General features: G+C 53.0%; 15 protein-coding genes. 10 read left to right on the forward strand and 5 right to left on the reverse strand.

Going from position 1 to position 21,423, the window contains the following annotated elements:
- The first annotated feature begins 98 nt into the window (after window positions 1–98).
- The 3 genes from ACKGJP_RS07645 to ACKGJP_RS07655 all read left to right on the forward strand — a co-directional run bounded on the left by ACKGJP_RS07645 (window position 99) and on the right by ACKGJP_RS07655 (window position 3,021).
- On the forward strand, window positions 99–1,052 hold the full coding sequence (locus ACKGJP_RS07645; protein WP_409345068.1) for a hypothetical protein: 954 nt from the start codon (window positions 99–101) through the stop codon (window positions 1,050–1,052).
- Window positions 1,049–2,155, forward strand: coding sequence for a hypothetical protein (locus tag ACKGJP_RS07650; protein ID WP_409345069.1), 1,107 nt, complete (start codon window positions 1,049–1,051; stop codon window positions 2,153–2,155). Before ACKGJP_RS07645 ends, ACKGJP_RS07650 begins: the two co-directional genes overlap by 4 nt.
- 203 nt (window positions 2,156–2,358) lie before the next feature.
- Window positions 2,359–3,021: a YheC/YheD family protein gene (locus ACKGJP_RS07655; protein ID WP_409345070.1), complete on the forward strand. Its 663-nt coding sequence runs from the start codon at window positions 2,359–2,361 to the stop codon at window positions 3,019–3,021.
- A 14-nt stretch (window positions 3,022–3,035) separates the two neighbouring features.
- Here ACKGJP_RS07655 and ACKGJP_RS07660 read toward each other — a convergent pair whose 3' ends face one another.
- A complete protein-coding gene (locus ACKGJP_RS07660) occupies window positions 3,036–3,926 on the reverse strand; it encodes an EamA family transporter (RefSeq protein WP_409345071.1) in 891 nt (296 codons plus the stop codon).
- Window positions 3,927–4,053: 127 nt separating this feature from the next.
- Here ACKGJP_RS07660 and ACKGJP_RS07665 point away from each other — a divergent pair, with 127 nt between their 5' ends.
- The 3 genes from ACKGJP_RS07665 (at window position 4,054) to ACKGJP_RS07675 (ending at window position 8,779) form a co-directional block, all read left to right on the forward strand.
- The gene (locus ACKGJP_RS07665; protein WP_409345072.1) at window positions 4,054–6,042 is read left to right on the forward strand and encodes a glycosyltransferase; all 1,989 of its coding nucleotides are present in this window, start codon (window positions 4,054–4,056) and stop codon (window positions 6,040–6,042) included.
- 112 nt (window positions 6,043–6,154) lie between these two features.
- Window positions 6,155–7,231: a Gfo/Idh/MocA family protein gene (locus tag ACKGJP_RS07670; RefSeq protein WP_409345073.1), complete on the forward strand. Its 1,077-nt coding sequence runs from the start codon at window positions 6,155–6,157 to the stop codon at window positions 7,229–7,231.
- A 357-nt stretch (window positions 7,232–7,588) separates the two neighbouring features.
- Window positions 7,589–8,779 (forward strand): IS256 family transposase, encoded by a 1,191-nt coding sequence (locus ACKGJP_RS07675; RefSeq protein ID WP_409345074.1) that lies wholly within the window; start codon window positions 7,589–7,591, stop codon window positions 8,777–8,779.
- A 671-nt stretch (window positions 8,780–9,450) separates the two neighbouring features.
- Here ACKGJP_RS07675 and ACKGJP_RS07680 read toward each other — a convergent pair.
- Both ACKGJP_RS07680 and ACKGJP_RS07685 read right to left on the reverse strand, forming a co-directional pair.
- Window positions 9,451–10,323 carry a carbohydrate ABC transporter permease gene (locus tag ACKGJP_RS07680; RefSeq protein ID WP_409345075.1) on the reverse strand — a complete coding sequence of 291 codons (873 nt, stop codon included), beginning with the start codon at window positions 10,321–10,323 and terminating at the stop codon, window positions 9,451–9,453.
- A 15-nt stretch (window positions 10,324–10,338) separates the two neighbouring features.
- Entirely contained in the window at window positions 10,339–11,289 is a 951-nt protein-coding gene (locus ACKGJP_RS07685) for an ABC transporter permease (protein WP_409345076.1), read from the reverse strand.
- 144 nt (window positions 11,290–11,433) lie between these two features.
- On the opposite strand from ACKGJP_RS07685, the gene ACKGJP_RS07690 reads away from it, so the two are divergent.
- The 3 genes from ACKGJP_RS07690 (at window position 11,434) to ACKGJP_RS07700 (ending at window position 16,651) form a co-directional block, all read left to right on the forward strand.
- Window positions 11,434–13,269, forward strand: a complete 1,836-nt coding sequence (locus ACKGJP_RS07690; RefSeq protein ID WP_409345077.1) for a sensor histidine kinase — start codon at window positions 11,434–11,436, stop codon at window positions 13,267–13,269.
- Complete coding sequence (locus ACKGJP_RS07695) at window positions 13,250–14,866, forward strand: response regulator (protein ID WP_409345078.1); 1,617 nt, start codon at window positions 13,250–13,252, stop codon at window positions 14,864–14,866. The genes ACKGJP_RS07690 and ACKGJP_RS07695 overlap by 20 nt, the downstream gene beginning before the upstream one ends.
- A 99-nt stretch (window positions 14,867–14,965) precedes the next feature.
- Window positions 14,966–16,651 carry an ABC transporter substrate-binding protein gene (locus ACKGJP_RS07700; protein ID WP_409345079.1) on the forward strand — a complete coding sequence of 562 codons (1,686 nt, stop codon included), beginning with the start codon at window positions 14,966–14,968 and terminating at the stop codon, window positions 16,649–16,651.
- 172 nt (window positions 16,652–16,823) lie between these two features.
- On the opposite strand, the gene ACKGJP_RS07705 is transcribed toward ACKGJP_RS07700, so the two are convergent.
- On the reverse strand, window positions 16,824–17,768 hold the full coding sequence (locus tag ACKGJP_RS07705; protein ID WP_409345080.1) for a cation diffusion facilitator family transporter: 945 nt from the start codon (window positions 17,766–17,768) through the stop codon (window positions 16,824–16,826).
- A gap of 217 nt (window positions 17,769–17,985) precedes the next feature.
- Between ACKGJP_RS07705 and corA the strand changes: the two genes are divergently transcribed.
- A complete protein-coding gene (gene corA / locus ACKGJP_RS07710; protein ID WP_409345081.1) occupies window positions 17,986–18,936 on the forward strand; it encodes a magnesium/cobalt transporter CorA in 951 nt (316 codons plus the stop codon).
- Between the two features lie 858 nt (window positions 18,937–19,794).
- Here the strand turns inward: corA and ACKGJP_RS07715 are convergent.
- Window positions 19,795–21,078: an IS110 family transposase gene (locus ACKGJP_RS07715; protein WP_409342688.1), complete on the reverse strand. Its 1,284-nt coding sequence runs from the start codon at window positions 21,076–21,078 to the stop codon at window positions 19,795–19,797.
- Window positions 21,079–21,423 lie beyond the last annotated feature (345 nt).

The following is a 21,423-nucleotide window of genomic DNA, read 5'->3' on the forward strand; positions in this document are numbered from 1 at the left end:
AGCGCTGACATATGATGGCGATGTAGCTTCATTCCATTTCTAGTGGACGGGCAAGCTGAACACCATTTCCTACTATTTTTGTTTGAAGGGGCGTATGTGTGGTGACGGAAAAAGACTATGTATTCGATCCGATCGTTCCTTTCTTATTCGTCAAGGAAAAGAAAGAAGATATGCTGAATGCCATAAGAAAACTGAATCGCGAAGCGGGCTTAAGGAGGTTTATCCTTGTTTTTCCGGTGTGGGACGGAGAAGCCAAAGGGCAAACCGTCATCCAGGCATTCGAGAAATTCGGCGACCTCCTTGGCGAGATAAGGAGGAGTTTGGCTGCAGACGGGATCGAGGTTGGATGGTGGTGTGCGCCAAGCTTATCCGTAGTGCCGCAGCTGCCTAACGGGGCCTTGCCTGTGCAAAAAATAGTCGGCATTGACGGCGCCGTCTCCAAGTCGGCTCACTGCCCGCTGGATAAGCAATTTGCGGCGTCGATGGGCACCTACCTTCAAACGGTCGTGAGAAGGGGCGCACCTCCTAATATTTTTTTCGAAGACGATTATCGATTGAGCAACCAAGATGTGGTGAAGTTCGGCTGCTTCTGTCCGCTGCACCTGAAGCGTTTTGCCGCAATAATCGGCAAAGAGGTTTCCAGGGAGGAGCTGGAAGCCGTATTTCGTTCCGGAGGCGAGCGATCCGCGAAATATCGCAAAGCATGGGCGGGACTGATGAAGGACTCCCTCGTGGAGCTGGCCCAAAGCATGCGGAGCGCCGTAGACGAGGTATCGCCGGACACCCGTATGGCGCTTTGTCAGCCAGGGGTCAGCGATTTGGAAGGAGACATCACGGAAGCGGTGGCCAAGGCTCTCGCCGGACGCACGAAGCCATTCGTTCGCTTGTTCGGCAGCGACTATAATAGAGATACTGCGGATAACTTCGCTTCTTTAACCTTCCATATGCTGCACTCCAAGGAGACGCTTAGCAAGGAAATCGAGCTCATTCATGAATCGGATCCTTTTCCTCATTCCCGATTTTTTTCTCGGCCGCTAAGCTGCGCGCCTTGATTACTTTGGCCTTGTTCTATGGTCTGGACGGTTCATTGTCATACGTGACCCAGTATACGGACGGACCTACCGAGGAAGAGGGCTACTACAGGATGATCGCTAAGAACAGCGCCTTTTTTACCGAATTGAGGCGTTCCGCTGCGGGTTTCCGAATGGCAGGACCGCGGATTATGTATCGTCCGCTCGCGCATGTTTACCGTCCTCTTGTCGGGAACGAGGTTCCTTTGCATGTGGCTACGCCTTGGGCATCCGTTCTGGGCAAGTCGGGAATTCCTTATTCGATTCATTCGGAGAAAGGGCCGGTAATGATCTGCGGGGAAGATATCCTTGATTTATCGGATGCGGAAATGAGCGAGATTCTTGGCAGCGGAGTATTTCTTGACGGGCTGGCGGCCATGTATGCTTGCCGGAGAGGCTATGGGGACCTGCTGGGTGTGGAGATTACGGAGCTCGAGAGTACGATCGGCGATACGATTGTCAGCGAGCAACTGACGGAGCTTACCGGGTGGAGGGAGTATACGTCGGGCTCAAGAATGTATTTCCACAATCTTTCCCTCGCCGTGCAGCAGCACTCCAGCGTGTTTCGCATTCATGCGAAGGATGAAGCCGTCCAGGTTTTGTCCGATTTCAGGGATGAAGACGGACAAGCCGTCGCTCCTGCCACCATTCTTTATGAAAACCGTCTCGGCGGTCGCGTAGCGGTCATTGCTTATGACCTGAAGCAAAATGTCTCGGCTTCCGTGTACAACTATAAGCGCAAGGAACAGATAAGAGGCATTGTGGAGTGGCTGAGCCGGAACAACCTGCCGGTTTATGCGGCGAAGGATCCGAATGTATTCGTGAGCGCACAAGAGCACTCGGAATCGGGAGATAAGCGGGTTGCCGTTTTTAATATGAGTTTGGATCCGCTGGAAAAGATAACGCTCACGATCGATGCAAGCTGGAATAAAAAATTTGCTCATTGCTTACAGGAGGATGGAACGTGGGTGACGCTGGATACGGAGGAAATGAACCGGAAGGAAGATAAGCTTACCCTACTGATCAATCGGTCATGCTTACCCTTACAGCCTTTGATCGTGCGTTTCACCGATCGATGCTTGTAACATCCCCCGGAAAACCGGAACCGTCTGATGCTGCCGATGCAGCCTTCAGGCGGTTTTGTTTTTTGAAGGGCGGCAATTATCGCGGGGGGTAGTACGCATTCGCCTTTTTCTGACAAATGGGGGTATCTGTACAGGCGGGTGCAAGCCCTTATGGATATTTTGGTAAAGAACGTTATCGTGACAAGTGCTGGAGGTGTGGACAATTGAGCAGGGCAATTGCAAGCAAATGGGTGAAACAGTCGGTGCTGCAAAAGAACGAAGCGGTTGCCAAACACATTCCGGAGACATGCTTTTACCGTCATGACCAGCTTCAGCTCATGCTTGACAAGCACGGTATGGTTGTCTTGAAGCCTGTTATCGGCACAGGCGGAGGCGGGCTCCTGCGCGTGGAGAAAAACGAAAACGGATATTTATGCTCGCAAGGCTCGCGCAACGTTACTCTGAAAAGCTTCGGAGCGGTCGTAGGATTCGTGAATCGGCGGCGCAGAAGAAGAAGGTATTTGATTCAGCAGGGCATTCATTTAGCCTCGATCAACGGCAGGCCGATCGACTATCGGGTGAAGCTGGTGAAGCTGCCGTCCGGCAAGTGGCAAATTCGGGCGATCGTCGGGCGGCTGGCGAGAAGAGGACTGTTCGTGACGAACCTGTGCAAGGGAGGCGAGCTGCTGAAATTCGCGAAGGCGCTAAGCGGTTCCCTGCCGGAGCAACCGGTGGCGGACAAAAAGCGCGAGCTGAAGACCCTCAGCTACACTTGCGTCAAGCTGATGGAGCACGCCTTTCCGGGCGTCGGCGAGCTTGGCTTCGACTTCGCGCTCGATCAGAGCGGGCAGCCTTGGCTGCTGGAAGTGAATACGCGGCCGCACTAGCCACAAAACTTGCGCTACAGCCTAACGCAGACGAGTCCGGCGAATAGGCAGGCAAGCGCGAAAGCTTGTAATCGCGTTAGGCGCTCTCGGAACAGTACGATGGAGCCGAGCGCCGTTACCAGGCCGTTCGTGGCGAATATCGGCGCCACAATGCCGGCTTTGCCGAGCTCCAGCGCAAAGGCGTACAGCTGCAGCCCGCCGTAGGAGAAAGCGCCTGCGGCCAGACCCCAGCGAAGTCCTACACGCGCCGCGTGCCGGGCTTCGCTGAGCGCAGCCTTTGGATCGAGCGCCGGACGGGTGCCTCTTGGCCGCCGGTCTATGCTCGTGGCAATAAACCAGACGAGTGAAAGCACATAACCGATGAGGAGCACTTGCGTATTGGCGAGGCCGAGCTCTTCCGTCACCTTAAGCCCGCCGTTTCGGAACGTAAACAGCAAGGTCGCCAGTGCGACGAGCAGAAACCATCTTTTCTCCGCAATCGATAGAGGCTCTTTCCCACGGATAGACAGCAGCACGACAGCTGCAAGCAGCAAGGCGATACCCGTCAGTTCGGCTATTCCGAACGTTTCGCCATACCAGAAGGCCGACAGGCCGATGACGAGAACGATATTCATATTGGTGAGCGGAGATGTCAGGCTGGCAGGCCCGTAATTCAGCGCCTTCATGAAGACGAGATTGCCCCAGGCGGATCCTAAGCCTACGGCAAGCCCTCCGATCCAAAGGGCGGCATGATCCCAGCCTGTCGGACTGTGAAATAAAAGGTTTATGAGAAATCCGGCAGAACCGGAAGCATACAGGCCGACGAGCAAGTGCGAAATCGAGCCGTTCTGCATTTGCGAAATCTTCATCAGCAGGCCGGCCGTGCCGAACAGAACGGCGCTTAGGACGGCAACGATAAACCACAACGAATCCAACTCCCGTTAAAGGATTATGACGAATGCGAAAGTGCAAGTACAACGCATTTTACAAAAATCGGCTGCCGTTGACAAGTTATTCGTGTGAGCCATGAATCGAGAAGAGGTGACTGATACGATGAATACGAACCGGCCTTCCACGAGCCTCCGTTTAAGCCGCAAGATGAATCGCGTGCTATTGTACGTTCCGCGCGTATCCGTGCCAGTTGTCCTGCTGCCACCGGATGACGAAAAAAAGGCGAAGCCGGCAGCGTCAAGCCGGCGCTCCGTTACGCCGCGCAACAGGATGGCGGCAACGCTGCGGCGGAAACCGGCGAATACGGCCGGGCCGGAAGCGAAGAAGGAAGCGGAGCCGGGCGCTGCGAGCGAAGCGCCGGCATCCGCTGCGGGACGCAAAGCGCCAAGCGAAGCGCTGGCATCCGCCGCGGGACGCAAGGCACCAAGCGAAATGCCGGCATCCGCCGCGGGACGCAAGGCGTCAAGCGAAGCGCCGTCATCCGCTGCGGGACGCAAGGCGCCGAGCGAATCGCCGGCATCCGCCGCGGGACGCAAAGCGCCAAGCGAAGCGCCGGCATCCGCCGCGGGACGCAAGGCGTCAAGCGAAATGCCGGCATCCGCCGCGGGACGCAAGGCGTCAAGCGAAGCGCTGTCATCCGCTGCGGGACGCAAGGCGCCGAGCGAAGCGCCGGCATCCGCCGCGGGACGCAAGGCGCCGAGCGAAGCGCTGGCATCCGCCGCGGGACGCAAAGCGCCGAGTAAACCGGCGGTTGAGCGTAGGCGGCGAATAGAATCGCCTGCGAGCGGCAAAGGCCGGCTTGAGCCGCTCGAATGGCCGAACGACCGGGCAACGCAAAGCGTTCCGCTCGCATGGTCGTCAGGCCGCAATCCGAAGGCCGAAGGGACGGCGACCGTTTCGAGCCGCAAGCAACAGGGGGGAGTATCTGCCGGATCGCGTTCGTCGGGTACGCGCAAGCCTTCCGGCGGAGCGAACGACGCTTGGCAGGAGCATCTCGAGCAGATCATGACGCAGGTTCCTCATAAGGGGATCGTGCTCATTCCGCCAACGACGGATTGGCGAGCTCCGCAGCTGCAAAGAGTCCATCATTTGGCGCAGGCGTTTGCAAGAGCGGACTATTTGACTTTCTTCATGACGCCGAATGACCGCTACGACCGGTATGCGGAAGGCTTTCACCGGATCGGCAGTCATTTGTATGTCTCCAATATACCGATGCGCGCGTTTCGCAGGTTGAATAAACCTATCATGTTTTTCAATCATCCGACAATCGGACACGGCATCATGAAACTGAATAATCCGGATGTGATCTACGATTTTCGCGACTATCCGGGTGAAGTCTTGTCGGGAGGAAATATCGACGCGTATACGGAGCATGCACATCGCTTCCTGCTAGGAGGGGCATCGCTCGTCCTCGCTTCCGACGATCAGCTGCTATGGAAAGCGAGGCAAAAAAGACCGGATACCGTTTATTGCCCGGACGGCATCGACTATCCTTTTTTTAGCCGCGTTACTTACCGGCAAGGTCTCGTTCCGGACGACATATCGGCAATCGTGTTCTCAGGCAGGCCGGTCATCGGTTATTTTGGGGGATTCGCCTCCTGGTGTGATTATGAAATGCTCCAGCATGCGGCAGATGCGCGTCCGAAGTATCAATTCGTATTAATCGGACCGGATATGGACGGAAAGCTTCAAGAGACGGAGCTGATCAAGAGGCCGAACGTTACTTATTTGGGAGCGAAGCCTTACGAGGAATTAACGAACTACCTGCCCTTCTTCGACGTCGGGACGATTCCTTTTCGAATCAACGAGTCGACGATTACCGCTTTTCCGCTCAAAATGTATGAATATATGGCCGCGGGACGTCCCGTCGTAACGACGGATCTGCCCAAATGCGCACAGCACCCCTACGTGCATGCCGCCAAGCAACCGGGACAGTTTGCCGTCCAACTGGATGAAGCGCTGCGCTTGACCGCGGATTCCCGGTATAGCGCCAAGCTGCGGGAGTACGCCAAATCGCATTCGTGGGATACCCGTGCAGCCTATATGATCGAAATGCTAAGGCGCTCCGGGCGCCTGTCCTTAATCAGATAGGCCACAATCGCATACAGCCAGGCCAATATCCCGTATCCCTATTTGTTTTCCCTTATGCTATGATTACACAAGCAGCTCATATACGTGTGGTCACGAACGAGGGGGATAACGGATGACGACGATAAGTAAAATCCGGATCGGGATAATTGGGGCCGGAAATATCGCCAATGTACACATTAACGACTATTTGAAGCTTCAGGACGAATGTGAAATTACGGCGATTACGGACGTAGCGCTGCCGCTTGCCGAGCAGAGAGCCAAGGAATACGGCATTCCGAACGTATACCGGACGGCGGAGGAATTGATTGGAAGCGACGAGGTCGATGCGGTGATCGTCGCGGTACCGAACAAATTCCATGCACCGCTCGCGGTCGCAGCTATGGAGGCGGGCAAGCATGTTTTGCTGGAGAAGCCGATGGGTCTTAATGCGGCGGATGCGAAGCAGATTGTGCGCGTGCAGCAAAAAACGGGACGTATCGTGATGGTCGGCCATCAGCGCCGTTTCGAGTATTTGGCCATGCAGATTAAGGAGCAGGTCGTACGGGGCGAATTGGGCCGCATCTATACGGCCAAAACCGGCTGGTACCGGCGGAAAGGCATTCCCGGCTGGGGGACCTGGTTCACCCAAATGGCAGTATCCGGCGGCGGTCCGCTGATCGACATCGGCGTGCATATGCTGGATCTCGCGCTTCATTTAATGGGCAATCCGAAGCCGGTTGCCGTCTATGGCGCCACATACGCGGAATTCGGACCGCAGCGCAAGGGCATCGGAAACTGGGGAACGCCGAACTGGGACGGCGTCTATGACGTTGAAGACTTGGCGACGGCGCTGATCCGTATGGAAGACGGCAGCACGCTGACGCTGGAAGTAAGCTGGGCCGTGCATATGAACACGGACAGCACGCCGTTCATTCACTTGATGGGCTCTGAGGGCGGCGCTTATTTGGCGGGCGATAACGGCAAATATTTGACCGAGAAGTTCGATAAAGCGATGGAAGTCGAGCTCGCCACGCCTGCTAACGACGAAGGCTCCCGCCGCCGGATGTGCAAGCACTTCCTCGAGTGCATTCGGACCGGCCAAGAGCCGCTTACGTCGGTTATGACGGGCCTCGCCAACAACTTGATTCTGGACGCCATCTATGAATCGTCGCGCACCGGCGGCGAAGTGAAGCTGGACTGGAACCTGTAAGTCGGCGCGGCCGATGTTTCGGAGTGATTTTCGTCTAGGGGAAAAAACAGAAGCCGATTAGAACTTTTCGATGTTCTAATCGGCTTTTTGGTTTTCAGTTTCGGCGAGAAGAGTATGCTCATCCTGCCTGTTCAGCGGATTCCCGTCAATTCCTCTGATTCTCCGTCCATTCGGCGGTTTCCCGCTGATCCCCGCAAAATTAGAGCCTTTGACGTCGTCTATTCCGTCGTTTTCTGGAGAATCGCGAATATAAGACGGTGTACAATTGTTTGTGTACCAAGAATTGGAGCCTAGTCAAGCAACAAAAAAGTAGGGTATTCTCGGGATTGCGACGTCACCAAGAAAGGAACCCTACTCATGGCAACTATACACGAAACAACCCTATCCGATCTATTTGAAAATCTTGTCACTCAGTTTGTTCAAGAAAATCTCGAGCGTATCATGAAAGCGGAAATGAATAGCTTCATGGACGATGACGAACGAGCTCAGCACAATAGCCGCAACGGGTATTACAAACGTTCTCTCCATACCAAGTTTGGGCATATCCAGGATTTACAGGTTCCGCGGGACCGTAACGGCGACTTCCAGACTCAAGTGTTTCAACCTTACCAGCGGCGTGACGGTTGGCTGGAGGAGGCGGTCATCCAGATGTACAAAAGCGGTATGGGTACCCGCGATGTTGCTCGTTTCATTGAAAGCATGTTTGGCAGCCATTACTCGCCTACCACCGTTAGTAACATTACGGCAACCGTACTGGAGGATATCCATGCGTGGCAGTCCAGGCCGCTCAAAAGACGCTACTCCGTCATTTACCTAGACGGCCTGTACGTCAAACTCAAGCGCAGCACGGTTAGCGGTGAAGCGATCTACTTTGCCATGGGCATCGATGAAGACGGACATCGGCAGATTCTCGGCTTTTACGTAGGCGGTCAAGAGAGTGCGAACGGTTGGCGCGACGTCTTGAAGGACCTGTACAAGCGCGGTGCTCAGGAAGTCTTGTTAGGCGTGTTTGACGGCCTTCCTGGGCTCGATGACGCTTTCCGTGAAACGTATCCGAAGGCTGACGTACAGCACTGTATAGTTCACAAGGTTCGGTCTACGTTTCCAAAGATTCGCGTGCAGGATAAGGTAGAATTTATCGACGATCTGAAAACAATCTACCACGCACTCGATCACGATCTGGCTATGGCTGCTTTCGATACCGTAAAGGCAAAATGGGGCAAGAAGTACCCGAGGGAAATGAAGTCCTGGGAGGATCAGCTTCCCACACTGCTCACCTTCTACAAGTACCCAGCGCTGATCAAAGAAGCCATTTATACCTCGAATCCCATCGAACGCATGAACAAAGAATTCCGGAAGCGGCTAAAACCAATGAACAGCTTAACAAACATTGACGCTGCCGAGAAGATCATTTATCTAGATACCATAGAGTATAATGAGCGCTTCGAGAACCGCGTCATTCGTGGGTTTGGAGATCCGGCGGTTAAGAAAAAACTGACTGAGATCTTTGAGGAACGCTATCCGGCTTCAACAGCTAAAGAGGAATAAAAAACCAGCTCCCGCGCCTTCGCTTGGGCTCTGTCCTCCTCCGCCAAAAAAATCGTCAGAACATTCAAACATTTAAAAAGCAAGTGATTATCCATCGTTCCGATGGATCCCCCTACAACCTTACACAAACTTCTTGACGCTACCGAATATAAGCGCCTCTAACGTCGTCTAATTGCCTCAAATAGGCCTTTCCCGCCGATTTTTTGCAATATAAGAGCCTTTGGCGTCGTCTAATTCGCGGATTTTTCGGATAATCGCACATTTAAGAGTCTCTGGCGTCGTCTAAATGCTCATAGGCAAAGCAGTGTGGCGAAGCTGTCGAGCGGTATGGTGACAGCGGAATAGCGGTAGCGGGCGACGACGGGCGACGGCGGGTAAGTGCTCCTGCAATCGCACCCCTGCAATCGCACCCCTGCAATCGCACCCCCGCAATCGCACCCCTCCATCGCACCCCGCAATCGCACCCCCGCAAACGCACCCCGCAATCACACCCCCGCAATCGCACCCCCGCAATCGCACACTTGCAATTACTCTGTATGCCGGTGCTTCCGATTGTAACGCCTCGCTCAATATCTCGTGACGTCCACGCCTCGCTCAATATCTCGCCTATCCCTCTAACGCCCACGCCGACCGCTCGACCTTTCCTTACCGCTAAAGCCAACCCCATTCCGTCACTCCTTGACGGCTCCGATCGCGATCCCTTTGACGAAGTACCGCTGCAGGAAAGGATACACGAGCAGGATGGGAAGGGCGCCGATAAAAATTTGCGAGGCCCGGATTGTTCGTTCCGAGAGATTGGCGACCATCGACTGATCGAACTTCGTCATATCCCGTTGAACGATGATGGTTTGCATAAAACTTGCAAGCGGAAGGCGCGAAGCATCCTTCATGTAGATCAAGCCGTCAAAGTAAGCGTTCCAATGTCCGACCATGGTGAAGAGCGAAATCGTCGCGATGGCCGGCAGCGAGATCGGCAGATAAATCATGACGAACGTCCGAAAATGGCCGGCCCCGTCGATAAAAGCGGCTTCCTCGAGATCCTTCGGGACGGTGCGGAAGAAGTTTAGCAGCAAGATGATGTTATAGACCGTTACCATTCCCGGCAAAATAAGCGCAAGCAAGGAATTCATCAAGCCGAGCTTAAGGATAAGAATATAGGTTGGAATCAGGCCGCCGCTGAACAGCATGGTGACGACAAAGTACCAAAGATACACGTTGCGGGCGCGAAAAACGCGCGTTTCTTTAGAAAGCGCGTAAGCGGCGACTGCGTTGACCAGCATGGCCAGCGCCGTGCCGATCACCGTCCGTTGTATGGAGACGCCCAGCGATGAAAGAAAATTGGAGTTGGTAAACGTTTTGGCATAAGCCTCGAACGTAAAGCCGATCGGCCAAAACGTAACCAATCCGGCATTGGCGGGAGCGGATGCGCTTAGGGATACCATCAGCAAATGGTACATCGGCAGCAGGCAAAGAATCGAAAGCGTAATCAGCACCGTGTTGTTAAGTAGGGTGAACATGCGATAAGACAGCGTTTTGTGGTACATGTCTTTGACCTCCTGCTAGAAGATGCGATACCCGGCGAACCGATAAGCGAGACGGTACGATATGGCGATTAAGATCAGGCTGATCACCGATTTGAACAAGCCTACCGCCGTAGCGAAGCTGAATTGACCGCTTAACAGACCTTCCCGGTAAACAAAGGTGTCGATAATGTCTCCCTGCTGGTAGATCAGAGGACTGTACAAGTTGAACACTTGGTCGAAGTTCGCGTTCAGCACGTTGCCCAGCGCCAAAGTTGCGACGACGATTGCAATCGGGACGAGGGAGGGCATGGTAATATGCATCGTTTGTTTCCAGCGGCTCGCCCCGTCGACTTCGGCCGCTTCGTACAACGCGGGGTTAATGCCCGCCAGCGCCGCGAGGAATATAATCGTGTTGAATCCGAATTCCTTCCACACATCGCTGAAGATGATCGTAAACCGGAACCAGCTGCCGTCGCCGAGAAAGAAAATCGGCTTGATGCCGAACACGTGGCTAAGGAACTGGTTGACGAGGCCGGTTTGGGCTAGCAGGTCGATCAATATTCCCGCAAGGGTGACCCAGGATAGAAAGTGGGGAAGGTAGACGAACGTTTGGATCGACCTTTTGAGCCCCATGTTCCGAACCTCGTTCAATAACAAAGCGAAGCCGAACGGAACGATCAGGTTCATCACGATTTTGGAGCAGGCGAAGAACAAGGTGTTCCACGTAATTTTCAAAAAATACTCATTCTCCAGCATATAGCGGAAATGCTTCAAGCCGACCCACGGGGAGCCGGTTATGCCGAGCGCAGCTTTATAATCTTGAAAGGCCATCACAATTCCCGACATGGGAAGATAAGAAAAAACGAAAACCAACAGAGCGGCCGGCAGAACCATAAGATGCAGCATCCATGGCTGCTTTCGGCTGTTTTTGCTTTTCCCGCTCCGGGTGGCTTTGAGAGATATTTGCTGTCTGGTATTCGCTTCCATCGCTCTCTCCCGCCTCCTAATCACGTATTTGTGTATTTTAAGAATCCCTGTTATATATAGTATCAGCGAGATCCGGCATTGAACTATAAGACATTGTTAGGATCGATAGGGTTTTGTTAGGGACATCATCAGGGGGGATCGGTCATGGAGCTGAGAAGGGGCTTTGCGTTTATGAAAAGAAGGGTGGGCTCGAGGTTTAGTTTGTTCGCCAAAATGAACGGCTTGCTCGTCATCTTGTTCATCCCGATCGTCATCGTGTTTACGTATTCCAACGGGACGGCATCCGACGTCATAAGCAAAGAGCTGCAAGTATCCAACATCAAACAGCTGTCCTTTCTGTCCAGTCAGATCGATTCGAGAATCAACCAAATGATGGATTTCGTCATTACGTTTTCGCGGGATCCGAACGTCCGGAAGTTCAACGGATTGAACATCTGGGACGACCGCTACGACCGGATGCAGACCAGGTACGTGGTGCAAGAAAAGATGGTGCTGCAGTCCGGGATTACGAATGTATGGCCGGTCCAATTTACGGTGTATTCCCAGCAGAACAAAGAAGCCATTTCCAATTCCAACAACGCGGTCGAATATGACGAAGACTATCTCGAACGGAACATGACGGGAAAATGGACCTACGGCGACGGCCAAACGGTCCCGCCAGGCCAGCCGAAGGCGTTTTATTGGTTTTATACCGATTCTTTCGGTCAGCAAGGCACGCTTACGGGAAGCAATCTGGTGGTTGAAGCCAGTTTTAGACATGAAAATATCCAAAATATGCTGGACACGTTCAAGGCGGGCGGACAAGGAAACCCGCTGTTTTACCACAAGGGAGAGACGCCGATCCTGAACCGCAGCGCTTCCAAGCCGTTGGCGGACGAATTGGTCCGTTTTTTGGACGCTCAAACCCTGGGAGATACGATGCAGAAGGTCGTCCGCTTGGAAAAGAAAAGCTATCTGGTCAGTGCCGTGAAATCTCCCCAATTGGAATGGTATCTGGTCGACCTCGTACCACTCGATCAAATATGGGGACCGATCTCGTCGAGCCGCAATTTATTTTATTTGTCGATGATCTTGCTTTTCGCAGTCGGGATTTCCGCATCCGTTCTGCTCTACAGGAACGTGCAGCGTCCGATCCGAAAGCTGATCCGGGGTTTGCAAAGCGTACAGCGAGGGGACTTCTCGGTGCGGATCAACCCGAATGTCCACAATGAGTTTGCTTTTCTGTTCCATCGGTTTAACCATATGTCCAGGCAAATTCAGGATTTAATTGAAAACGTTCTCAATGAGAAACTCCGAGCCCGGGAGGCGACGTTGAAGCAGCTGCAGGCCCAGATCAATCCGCATTTTCTATACAATTGCCTTGGTTATATTATTAACATGGCCCAGATGAAGGATGAGGAGGCCGTCGTTTCGATGGCCTACAACCTAAGCGCCTACTACCGGTACACCACCCGAATCGAGCGGCAAACGGCTACTTTGGACGAAGAAATTCAGCTGATCGTCAACTATCTGGATATTCAGAAGCTGAGGAACGGCAGAATTCATTACCATATCGATATTCCCGAAGAGATGCTGGGGCAGCATGTCCCGCGCTTGATGCTGCAGCCGATCGTCGAGAATGCGGTCATGCACGGAATCGGTAAATCGTACGCAGCGGGCGAAATCCGGATCAGCGGCGCCATGTCCGAAGGCTGCTGCAGGGTGTTTATCGATGACGACGGTCCCGGAATGGAGCCGGAGCAGCAGGATTCGTTAAACCGCAAAATGCGGGAGCCCTTGCAAGCGGAAATGGGCTGCGGCCTCTGGAATACGAACCAGCGGATCGTCCATCTTTTTGGCGGCAGCTCTTCACTTCATTTCACGAGATCGCTTCTGGGCGGATTCCGCACGGAGATCGTTTGGGAGCCCGACGGCGCCTCTGAACGCCCCCACTATGTAACCGGACAAGGAGAGATGAAACATGCAGATGATCATCGTTGACGACGAAGCGCATTGGGTTGATAACCTATCCATGCACAAACCGTGGCATACGCTCGGCATCGAGCAGGTGCATAGAGCTTATTCCGCGCACGAGGCGCTTCAGATTCTTGAAACGCATCCGATCGATATCGTCCTATCGGATGTTCTTATGCCCGAGATGACGGGGATCGAGCTGATCGAGCGAATTCGCGAGCGCGATAAAAGGATCAAATGCATTATATTGTCCGGTCATTCCGATTTCGAATATACGAAAGAAGCCGTCCGGCACCAAGCGGTGGACTACCTGCTCAAACCGCCGACGGATGCCGAATTGTTCGGCGCGGTCAAGGCCGCCATCGATCAATTGAAGCAGGAATGGGAAAGCGTCAGCTCCTATGAGCGCACCCAATTCACCCTGCGGGAGAATCTGCCGCTTCTGCGGGGCCAGCTGCTGCTGGAGGCTTTGCGGGGAAACCGGCTGACGGCCGACGAATGGAGCCGGAAACTCGACAATTACGGATTGCCGTTCCGGTTCGGAAGCTGCGCGCTGCTGCTCGTTCGCATGGAGGAGGAATTCGGCCAATACAAAAACAACGGGCAGCAGCTCATGGAATACGCGATCATCAATATGGCGGAGGAGATCATCGGGGAATTTACGGAAGTCTGGGGCGTCAAAGAGGAGCATGGGTATCTGGCATTTCTGCTCCAGCTTAAGGAAGAACGCTCCGGCATAGGGAAAGAAACGATCCTGGAGAAGCTTGCCATGCAGCTTCAGTCCAAGGTGAAGCAGTTTTTGAAAGGATCGCTGTCCATTGTCATTACCGAATGGTTCCGGTTCCCGGAGCAACTGCCGGACCGGTACCGCCAGGCTTACGCTTACTTCCGGCAAATCGTAGGGGAAGAGCGGGAATTCGTCATGCGGGTCGGCGATGTCGAGCAGCAGGCTTCCCAAGGAACGCTCGATGCGATCCATATGCCTCCCGTATTCATGAATCTGCTGGAGGCCGGACGCTGGGATGCGGCGGAGGAAAAGCTGGCGGCCGTTTGCGCGGAGCTCGACGAACGATGGTCGGAGTCTTGGGAGCACTGTATGGAGGCGGGCTTCGTCATCGCTTCTTCGTTTACGCATCTGGCGCATCGGAACGGCTATACGCTGGCCAAATTGCTCGGGTCGGACATGGACGATCTGCAGAGCGGAGAGGCCTTCTCCTCCATCGGCAAGCTCCGCAAATGGTCGATGAACGTGCTCGGCAAGCTGAAGGAGGGGACGTCGAACGAGGTCAAGGATATCCGTTCCCAGTACGTGAAGAAGGTGAAGGATTTTGCGGAGAAAAATCTGCATCTCGACGTTTCGCTGCGCGCGCTGGCCGATCATGTGAACCTGCACCCGACGCATCTGTCCAAAATATACAAGATCGAAACCGGCGAAGGCATAAGCGACTACATTTCCTTGCTCCGTATGGAGCGCGCTTGCCGTCTGCTGCGGGCGACCGACAAAAAGGTGTATGAAATCAGCATGGAGGTCGGCTATTTGGACCCGGCTTATTTTATCAAAGTGTTTAAGCGCCAATTCGGCGTCACGCCTCAGGAATACAGAGACGGCCATACAACCGCCTAACAGAGTCCTACGGAAACTAACATAATCCTATAGATACATTCCCCGGCAAGTTGGTAGAGTTACACATGTAGTGATCTTACACCGTAGGGGGAAAAAACAATGATTAGATCCCGCAAATCTTGGCTGCTGCTCGCAAGCAGCGCGCTTATCGCCGTAACGGGCTGCAATGCAAAGAATGCCGGCGACGGGAATGCGGCGGACGGCGGCTCCAACAGCGCATCCGCATCCATACCGGCACCCGCGCCCGGATTCGACAAAGGGAAATACGACCCGCCCATCGAGATCAGCACGGTACTTATGCCAAAGAAGTATACGAACGGCGATACGAAGGAAAATAACGTCCACGACCGCTGGATGCTGGAGCAGTTCGGCATCAAGCATAAAGATACGTGGTACCCGGCCGGCAGCGATCAATATAAACAGAAGCTGCAGCTTACGATTGCGTCCGGGGAGAAGCTGCCGGACTTCGTAGCGGTTCCGACCGATCCCGTGCTGACCAACCAATTGATCGATTCCGGACAGTTTGTGGCGATCGACGCGCTGTTCGACAAGTACGCCAACAAAGTTTGGAAAGACCATGCGGCGCAGCATCCGGAATTGTGGTACCCGTTCACGCGCAACGGCAAGAAGTACAATCTGCCTATCCTGGAGTACACGGACAATGACGATACGATGCTGTGGCTTCGGGAAGATTGGATGGAGAAGCTGCAGCTCAAAGCTCCTCAGACGATTGCGGAATTAGAGAACGTGATGGACAAATTCAAGAATCAAAATCCGGACGGACTCGCACCGAAGGATGTTTATCCGCTCGCGGTTTCCATGAAAAACAACACGAACACCTGGATGGGATCGCTCGACTGGCTGTTCGGCGCATACGGCACGATCCAGGAGCAGTGGAACAAAGACGCGAACGGCAATCTCGAATACGGCTCGATCAATCCGGGCTCCAAAAAAGCGCTGGAGAAGCTTCAGGAGTGGATGAACAAAGGGTATATCCACCCGGACGCGGCTCTGTGGGACGAAGGGAAATCCGCCGAAATTTGGACCAAGGGCAACGCGGGCGTCCTGCCGGGAGCAAACTGGGTTCCCGACTGGCCGGCTCCGGATTTGCTCAAGAACGTCAAAGGATCGAAGTTCAAAGCGTATCCGGTACCAGCGGGACCTGACGGAAAGATGGGCACCAAATGGCAAAATTCCGGCGTCAACAGCAGTATCATGATCAACAAGGATGCCAAGCATCCGGAAGCGATTTTCCTGTACTACAACTTCTTGCTGGATAACTTGGCTAACCCGTCCACAGGAAGCAAATACGAATTCGGCTTCGCCAAAGGGTACGACTGGGATGTCGTGGACGGACAGCCGACAAGCAACAAAGACAAAATCAAAGATTTCAACAACGACTTTCCGTTCCTGACAGGCCCCGCAAGGATTCCGGATCTCTACATGAAAACGCTGGTTAAGCTGGCGGACGGCAAAAAGCCGGAAACCCCTTACGAGAAGCAGCTCGCCGAGTTCCGGAAGCCGGAAAACTGGTATGCCGCGAAGGTCGTCATGTCGCAAATGAACGTCCGTAAGCAAAATTATTTTACGGGTGCGGCGACGACGACGATGATTGCGAAATGGAATCTTTTGCGCCAATCCGAAATGGAAACCTTCAATAAAATCATCTACGGCAAATTGCCGATCAGCGCGTTTGACGATTTCGTCACGAGCTGGAAGTCGAACGGCGGCGACCAGGTCACGAAGGAAGTCAATGAGTGGTTCAAGTCCGTGGCGAGCAAATAAACGGGCGCCAGGAACTCGTAAGGAATACAAAGAAGCAGCCTTCGCGGCTGCTTTTTTTTGTCGAAGTGCGCCCGGTATGAGCGTCATCTTTAGGGTGAAAGTACTGAACGGGGGATAGGCGCTCCCTTCTATTCGAGGAAGCCCCTGTGCCGGGGGGATTTTGGATTCTTACTTAATGAAGCCTTGCCATGTTCCGGTGCCGGAGAAACTGTTTGCCGTATTCTCCGTGCGGGTTGATGCCGGCATGCTCGATTTGAATCGTCGAATGCTCGATGCCGTATTTGGCTTTGAGCGTTTCGTTAATCGCGAGGATAACGCAGAACGGCTGAATGTTCTCGTTGACGAATACGTGAGCCGTCAGCGAGTAGTGGTCGGTCGATACGGCCCACAGATGCATTTCGTGCACGTCCTCGACGCCTTCGACCTTCGCGATGTCGCCGCGGATTTGGTCGAGATCGAATTTTTCCGGGACGGACTCCATCATGATCAGGTACGAGGCGCGGACGATTTTGGCTCCGCCCGTAAAGATGATGGCGCCGATCACCATACTGATGAGCGGATCGAAGATGCGGAATCCGGTGAAGTAGATGAGTACGGCCGAAATAATGACGCCGATCGAGCTCAAGAGGTCACCGATAAAATGCCAGAGGGCGCTCTGCACGTTCAGGTTGTCTTCTTCCTTCATGCTTCTGCTGAGGACGATCGTGAGTACGATATTGACGACGAGACCGATCGAGGCGATGACGATCATCGTTTGAAAGTGAATGTCCTCCGGCGTAATCATCCGTTTGATGCCCTCGATGAAAATGCCGATCGCAATGATGGCAAGCGCGAGTCCGTTCAACAGGGAGGCGATGATTTCGAAGCGCAAGTAGCCGAACGTAAAGCGGGCGTTAGGCTGCCTGGTCGCCATATAAATAGCCACCATGCTTAGACCCAGCGCAAGCACGTCGGAAATCATGTGCGCGGAGTCCGACAAGAGCGCAAGCGAATTGGATGCGAGACCGCCGATAATTTCGACAATCGTAAAAAACAGCGTCAGCACGAGCGTGATCCACAGCGTTTTTTTGGAGGTGGATTGTTCTTTGACGTGGCGTAGATGATGATAATCGTACATGGTAGCTCACCGCCTTCTCTAGATTAGAATAATTCTAAATAAGCTTCTTGATTGCATTATACGCCAATATGCGCCCGCCTGTAAATGCGTTTGCCTATATTTTCTGATATACTGGAAACGTTTGTTGCAGGGTGCAGGTTTGTGCCTTGAAGCAGCAAGCGGTTTGCTTGGAATGACGCCGTCTGGCGTTAACTTGAGAAAGGGCGGGAGATGCCGGATGATTCGAACGCTAGCTGTTACCGCAGACGGTCTGATCGTCCGCGATATTCCGCTTGAGCGGCTCCATGATGCGGATGTGAAATGGTACTGGGTCGATTTCGACAGTCCCGACGAGCAGGAGACGTCTTTACTGGACAGCTTTTTTCATTTCCACCCGCTGGCGATAGAGGATTGCATGCATTTCCTGCAACGCCCGAAACTCGATCATTATGACGACGCGCATTTTTTCGTGCTGCATACGCTCAATCAGGAGACGCTGCTTGCCGATGAGGTCGATTTATTCGTCGGGCCGAATTTTGTCGTGTCGTTTCATTTGAGGCCTCTGCAGGAGATGGAAGAAGTATGGAAGAAAATAAGCGCTCAAAAGTCGATCGCCCAAAAAGATCATATTTTCATCGTCTACTTGATTATGGATAAGCTGGTCGATTATTATTTTCCGAGCTTGATGCGGATCGAGGACGATCTGCTGCAGCTGGAGACGAATCCCGACGGGCAACTAATCGGGGAGCGGATGAATGAGGTATATGAATTGCGGGCCAAGCTCGGCAAGCTGAGGCGCACGGTATTCCCGATGCGCGATTTGTTGTATAGGGTTATCTATACGGAGAAGATTCAGGGGTTGAAAGGGCATATCGAATATTTTACCGATATTCACGACCACCTGCTGAAGCTTGCCGACATGATCGAGTCGAACCGCGAGATGTCGTCGGATTTGCGCGACAGCTATATGTCGATCAACGCCAACCGGATGAATGCGATCATGAAGACGCTGACCGTCATTACGACGATCTTCATGCCGCTGACGTTCATCGCCGGCATCTACGGGATGAACTTCGCGCATATGCCGGAGCTGGAATGGCCGGGCGGGTATCCGCTTGTGCTGTTCGTGATGCTGCTGATCGGCGCGGGCATGTTTATCTGGTTTTACCGCAAAGGCTGGTTTAAATGAATGGATTATGGCGCTACGGCTTCGGTTGCAATTTTGCAGCCGAGCCGTTTTTTTCTTGGCGCTCCTCGAATTGGCCGCCCAAGTACAACATCAGGATAAATAGGTCCAGGCATGTTCAAAAAGTACATACACGGCTATATACATAAGTATGTGGCAGGACCGAGCGCGCTCACCTTCCAACGGGCATTCCCCGACTTAACTTAACTGCTCTACTAGCCGACGAAGCGAGTCCCCACTGCCGAAACTAACTGCTCGATTGGCGACTTAGCGAGTTCCGATTACCTAATGTGCTTCTAGCCTACTCAGCGAGTTCCCACTCCAACCCCATTTAGCTACCCTTACTCCGACATATTGGCTTCCACTACCTAGTCATTTCTTTTATTGTCACTGTCCTCCGAACCATTCCGAAAATAATGAATGTAAATTCACTCCCTCTGTTCGTAGTGATTATCTCACGAATACTCGCTCATTCGCAGGATTTCACCATTCTTTGAAGCAGGCTTTCCGTAGAGGCAAGGACCTGACCCGTTGGGAGCATCATTTTGGGTATGCGGGAATAGAGGAAAGGCCTCAATCCCCAATCATTTCCGTTATGATGCACGTATACTCCACAATCGTCTTGGTGGTTTACCCTCCCAATTCTCAACGGGTCTTCGCCCTTACATTCCTTCGTTATACCTATCCAAGAGGTGGAGGCCGAAATGCTAGTGTAACGGGTCAGTGCCCTTTGTGAACCCACATTCGGTACTCCGTGCTTATGTGTTTTCCATCCTGCGAATGAGCCAAAATACGTACGCTAACCTTTGTGTTCCCATGCTACTTTCCTCTTGTGAAACATGTTGCCCAAGTGGGAGCCTCCTAGGCTGCAGCCTCTTGTACATCGTTCGCCCGAAAGGCTTCCCCTCGTTTTACCATACCTATCATGATCCGTGTTAGTTTACCGATCAGTTTAAAGACGGAGCGATGCTTTTTCATCTTCTTTTCTTTTACGTTTTGCTCGTGCCACCGTTTAAACTGCGGGTTATTTGTAATCAAGGACAAGGTTCCCAAATACAGATATTTGCGCAGCTGTCGCCTGCCTCGTTTTGAGATTCCTACTTTGCCTTCGTATTTCCCCGAGCTGTTATCCGTTAAGTTGAGACCCGCTTGGGAAAGGATCTGTTGTCCATGTGCATACTTGCTTATCTCTCCGCATCCGGCCAATAAAGCGGCTATGAACAGCGTGCTCAGCCCCTTTATGGTGCGAAGTAGGTTCACCACATCCGGTACCTGGGCAAGTAGGATGTCGAGCTCATGCTCCATCTCCTTTAGCCTTTCGGTTAACCGTTCATAGTCCTCTACAAGCCGCGCAATTTCTTTACGCGCTTCTTCACATCCAACCTTACTCCCAACAGAACTACGGGCTACAGCGAGGAGCCTGGCGGCCGTTTCTAGTCCTGTCTTCCCGCCTGCACGCTTCATGCCGCCTTCTTCCTTCCAGCCGGTAATCATCTGCTCAGCTGTCATCGGTGCGATATCTTCGGGCAGCGGGAAAGCCTTCAGCGTGGCGACTGACCGCGCAATCTCCCAGTCGGAAAATACCAGTCTGTACTCAGGAAAGTGAATATCCAGCCAGCGGTGAAGTCGGCCCTTCAAGCTTGTCAGTTGCTTGACCCAGTATTCGCGGTCGTTCATTACCATGCGCAACCGCCGATAGATGGCTGCGTGCCGATTGTAAGTGGTGTAATATCCACGGCTTACGGCATCGGCAATGACCAGCGCGTCTTTGATGTCGTTCTTGGATTGGCTGTTATCTCGGTTTTCCTTGTTACGTTTTGTGGTCAGGGGGTTAACGAGAACGACCTCATGGCCAAGGTCCATCAACCAATCGGCCAAGCTGAACCAATAATGTCCGGTCGGTTCAAGGCCGATGATGAGTGAGGAGAGGCCTTTCTGTTGTTGGAGTTGTCCGATCCATCGTAAAAGTTTCCCAAAGCCCTCTCCTTGATTCTCGAACGTGACAGGTCGGCCTATCTCTAATCCACGGTAAGTAACGGCACGAGCCACATGCCGCTCCTTGGCAATGTCGATACCGATAATGAGATGATTCGTAGAAATTCGTTCAATCCGTTGATTTTGTACGTCTCTTTGTTTAAACTTCATAGTAGAGCACCCTCCCATGTGGATCTGTTAGTCACTGCCCGTGACATGATCTACTATACAGAGGGTGCTCGTGCTTTACAAAGCCGATTTCTTAGCATCTACAGGAATGCTATTACTGAACCTAAATTCACTATTTCATCCGGAAATGGAGTCCAAAGGTGAAATAGTGAAGCAAACGTCACTAATAGTTCGTGTTTAAAAAGACCACTTTTCAGAACCGAGAAGGTTGGATGAATCCGAGGAACGAGGACACGGAGCGTAGGCAAAACCTACGTGAGTACCGCAGTTACCGGATGAATTCAAGATTCGATGTCGAATAACCTACAGTTCTGCTTCGTTATCAAA

Origin of the sequence: Paenibacillus litoralis, assembly GCF_046244365.1 — a bacterium.
Lineage (GTDB): Bacteria > Bacillota > Bacilli > Paenibacillales > NBRC-103111 > Paenibacillus_V.

Bases quoted from the DNA above. Each gene is read 5' to 3' on its own strand.
- ACKGJP_RS07665 (WP_409345072.1), top strand. From the start codon at position 4,054: ATGAATACGAACCGGCCTTCCACGAGCCTCCGTTTAAGCCGCAAGATG.
- ACKGJP_RS07670 (WP_409345073.1), top strand. From the start codon at position 6,155: ATGACGACGATAAGTAAAATCCGGATCGGGATAATTGGGGCCGGAAAT.
- ACKGJP_RS07675 (WP_409345074.1), top strand. From the start codon at position 7,589: ATGGCAACTATACACGAAACAACCCTATCCGATCTATTTGAAAATCTT.
- ACKGJP_RS07680 (WP_409345075.1), bottom strand. From the start codon at position 10,323: ATGTACCACAAAACGCTGTCTTATCGCATGTTCACCCTACTTAACAAC.
- ACKGJP_RS07685 (WP_409345076.1), bottom strand. From the start codon at position 11,289: ATGGAAGCGAATACCAGACAGCAAATATCTCTCAAAGCCACCCGGAGC.
- ACKGJP_RS07690 (WP_409345077.1), top strand. From the start codon at position 11,434: ATGGAGCTGAGAAGGGGCTTTGCGTTTATGAAAAGAAGGGTGGGCTCG.
- ACKGJP_RS07695 (WP_409345078.1), top strand. From the start codon at position 13,250: ATGCAGATGATCATCGTTGACGACGAAGCGCATTGGGTTGATAACCTA.
- ACKGJP_RS07700 (WP_409345079.1), top strand. From the start codon at position 14,966: ATGATTAGATCCCGCAAATCTTGGCTGCTGCTCGCAAGCAGCGCGCTT.
- ACKGJP_RS07705 (WP_409345080.1), bottom strand. From the start codon at position 17,768: ATGTACGATTATCATCATCTACGCCACGTCAAAGAACAATCCACCTCC.
- corA (WP_409345081.1), top strand. From the start codon at position 17,986: ATGATTCGAACGCTAGCTGTTACCGCAGACGGTCTGATCGTCCGCGAT.
- ACKGJP_RS07715 (WP_409342688.1), bottom strand. From the start codon at position 21,078: ATGAAGTTTAAACAAAGAGACGTACAAAATCAACGGATTGAACGAATT.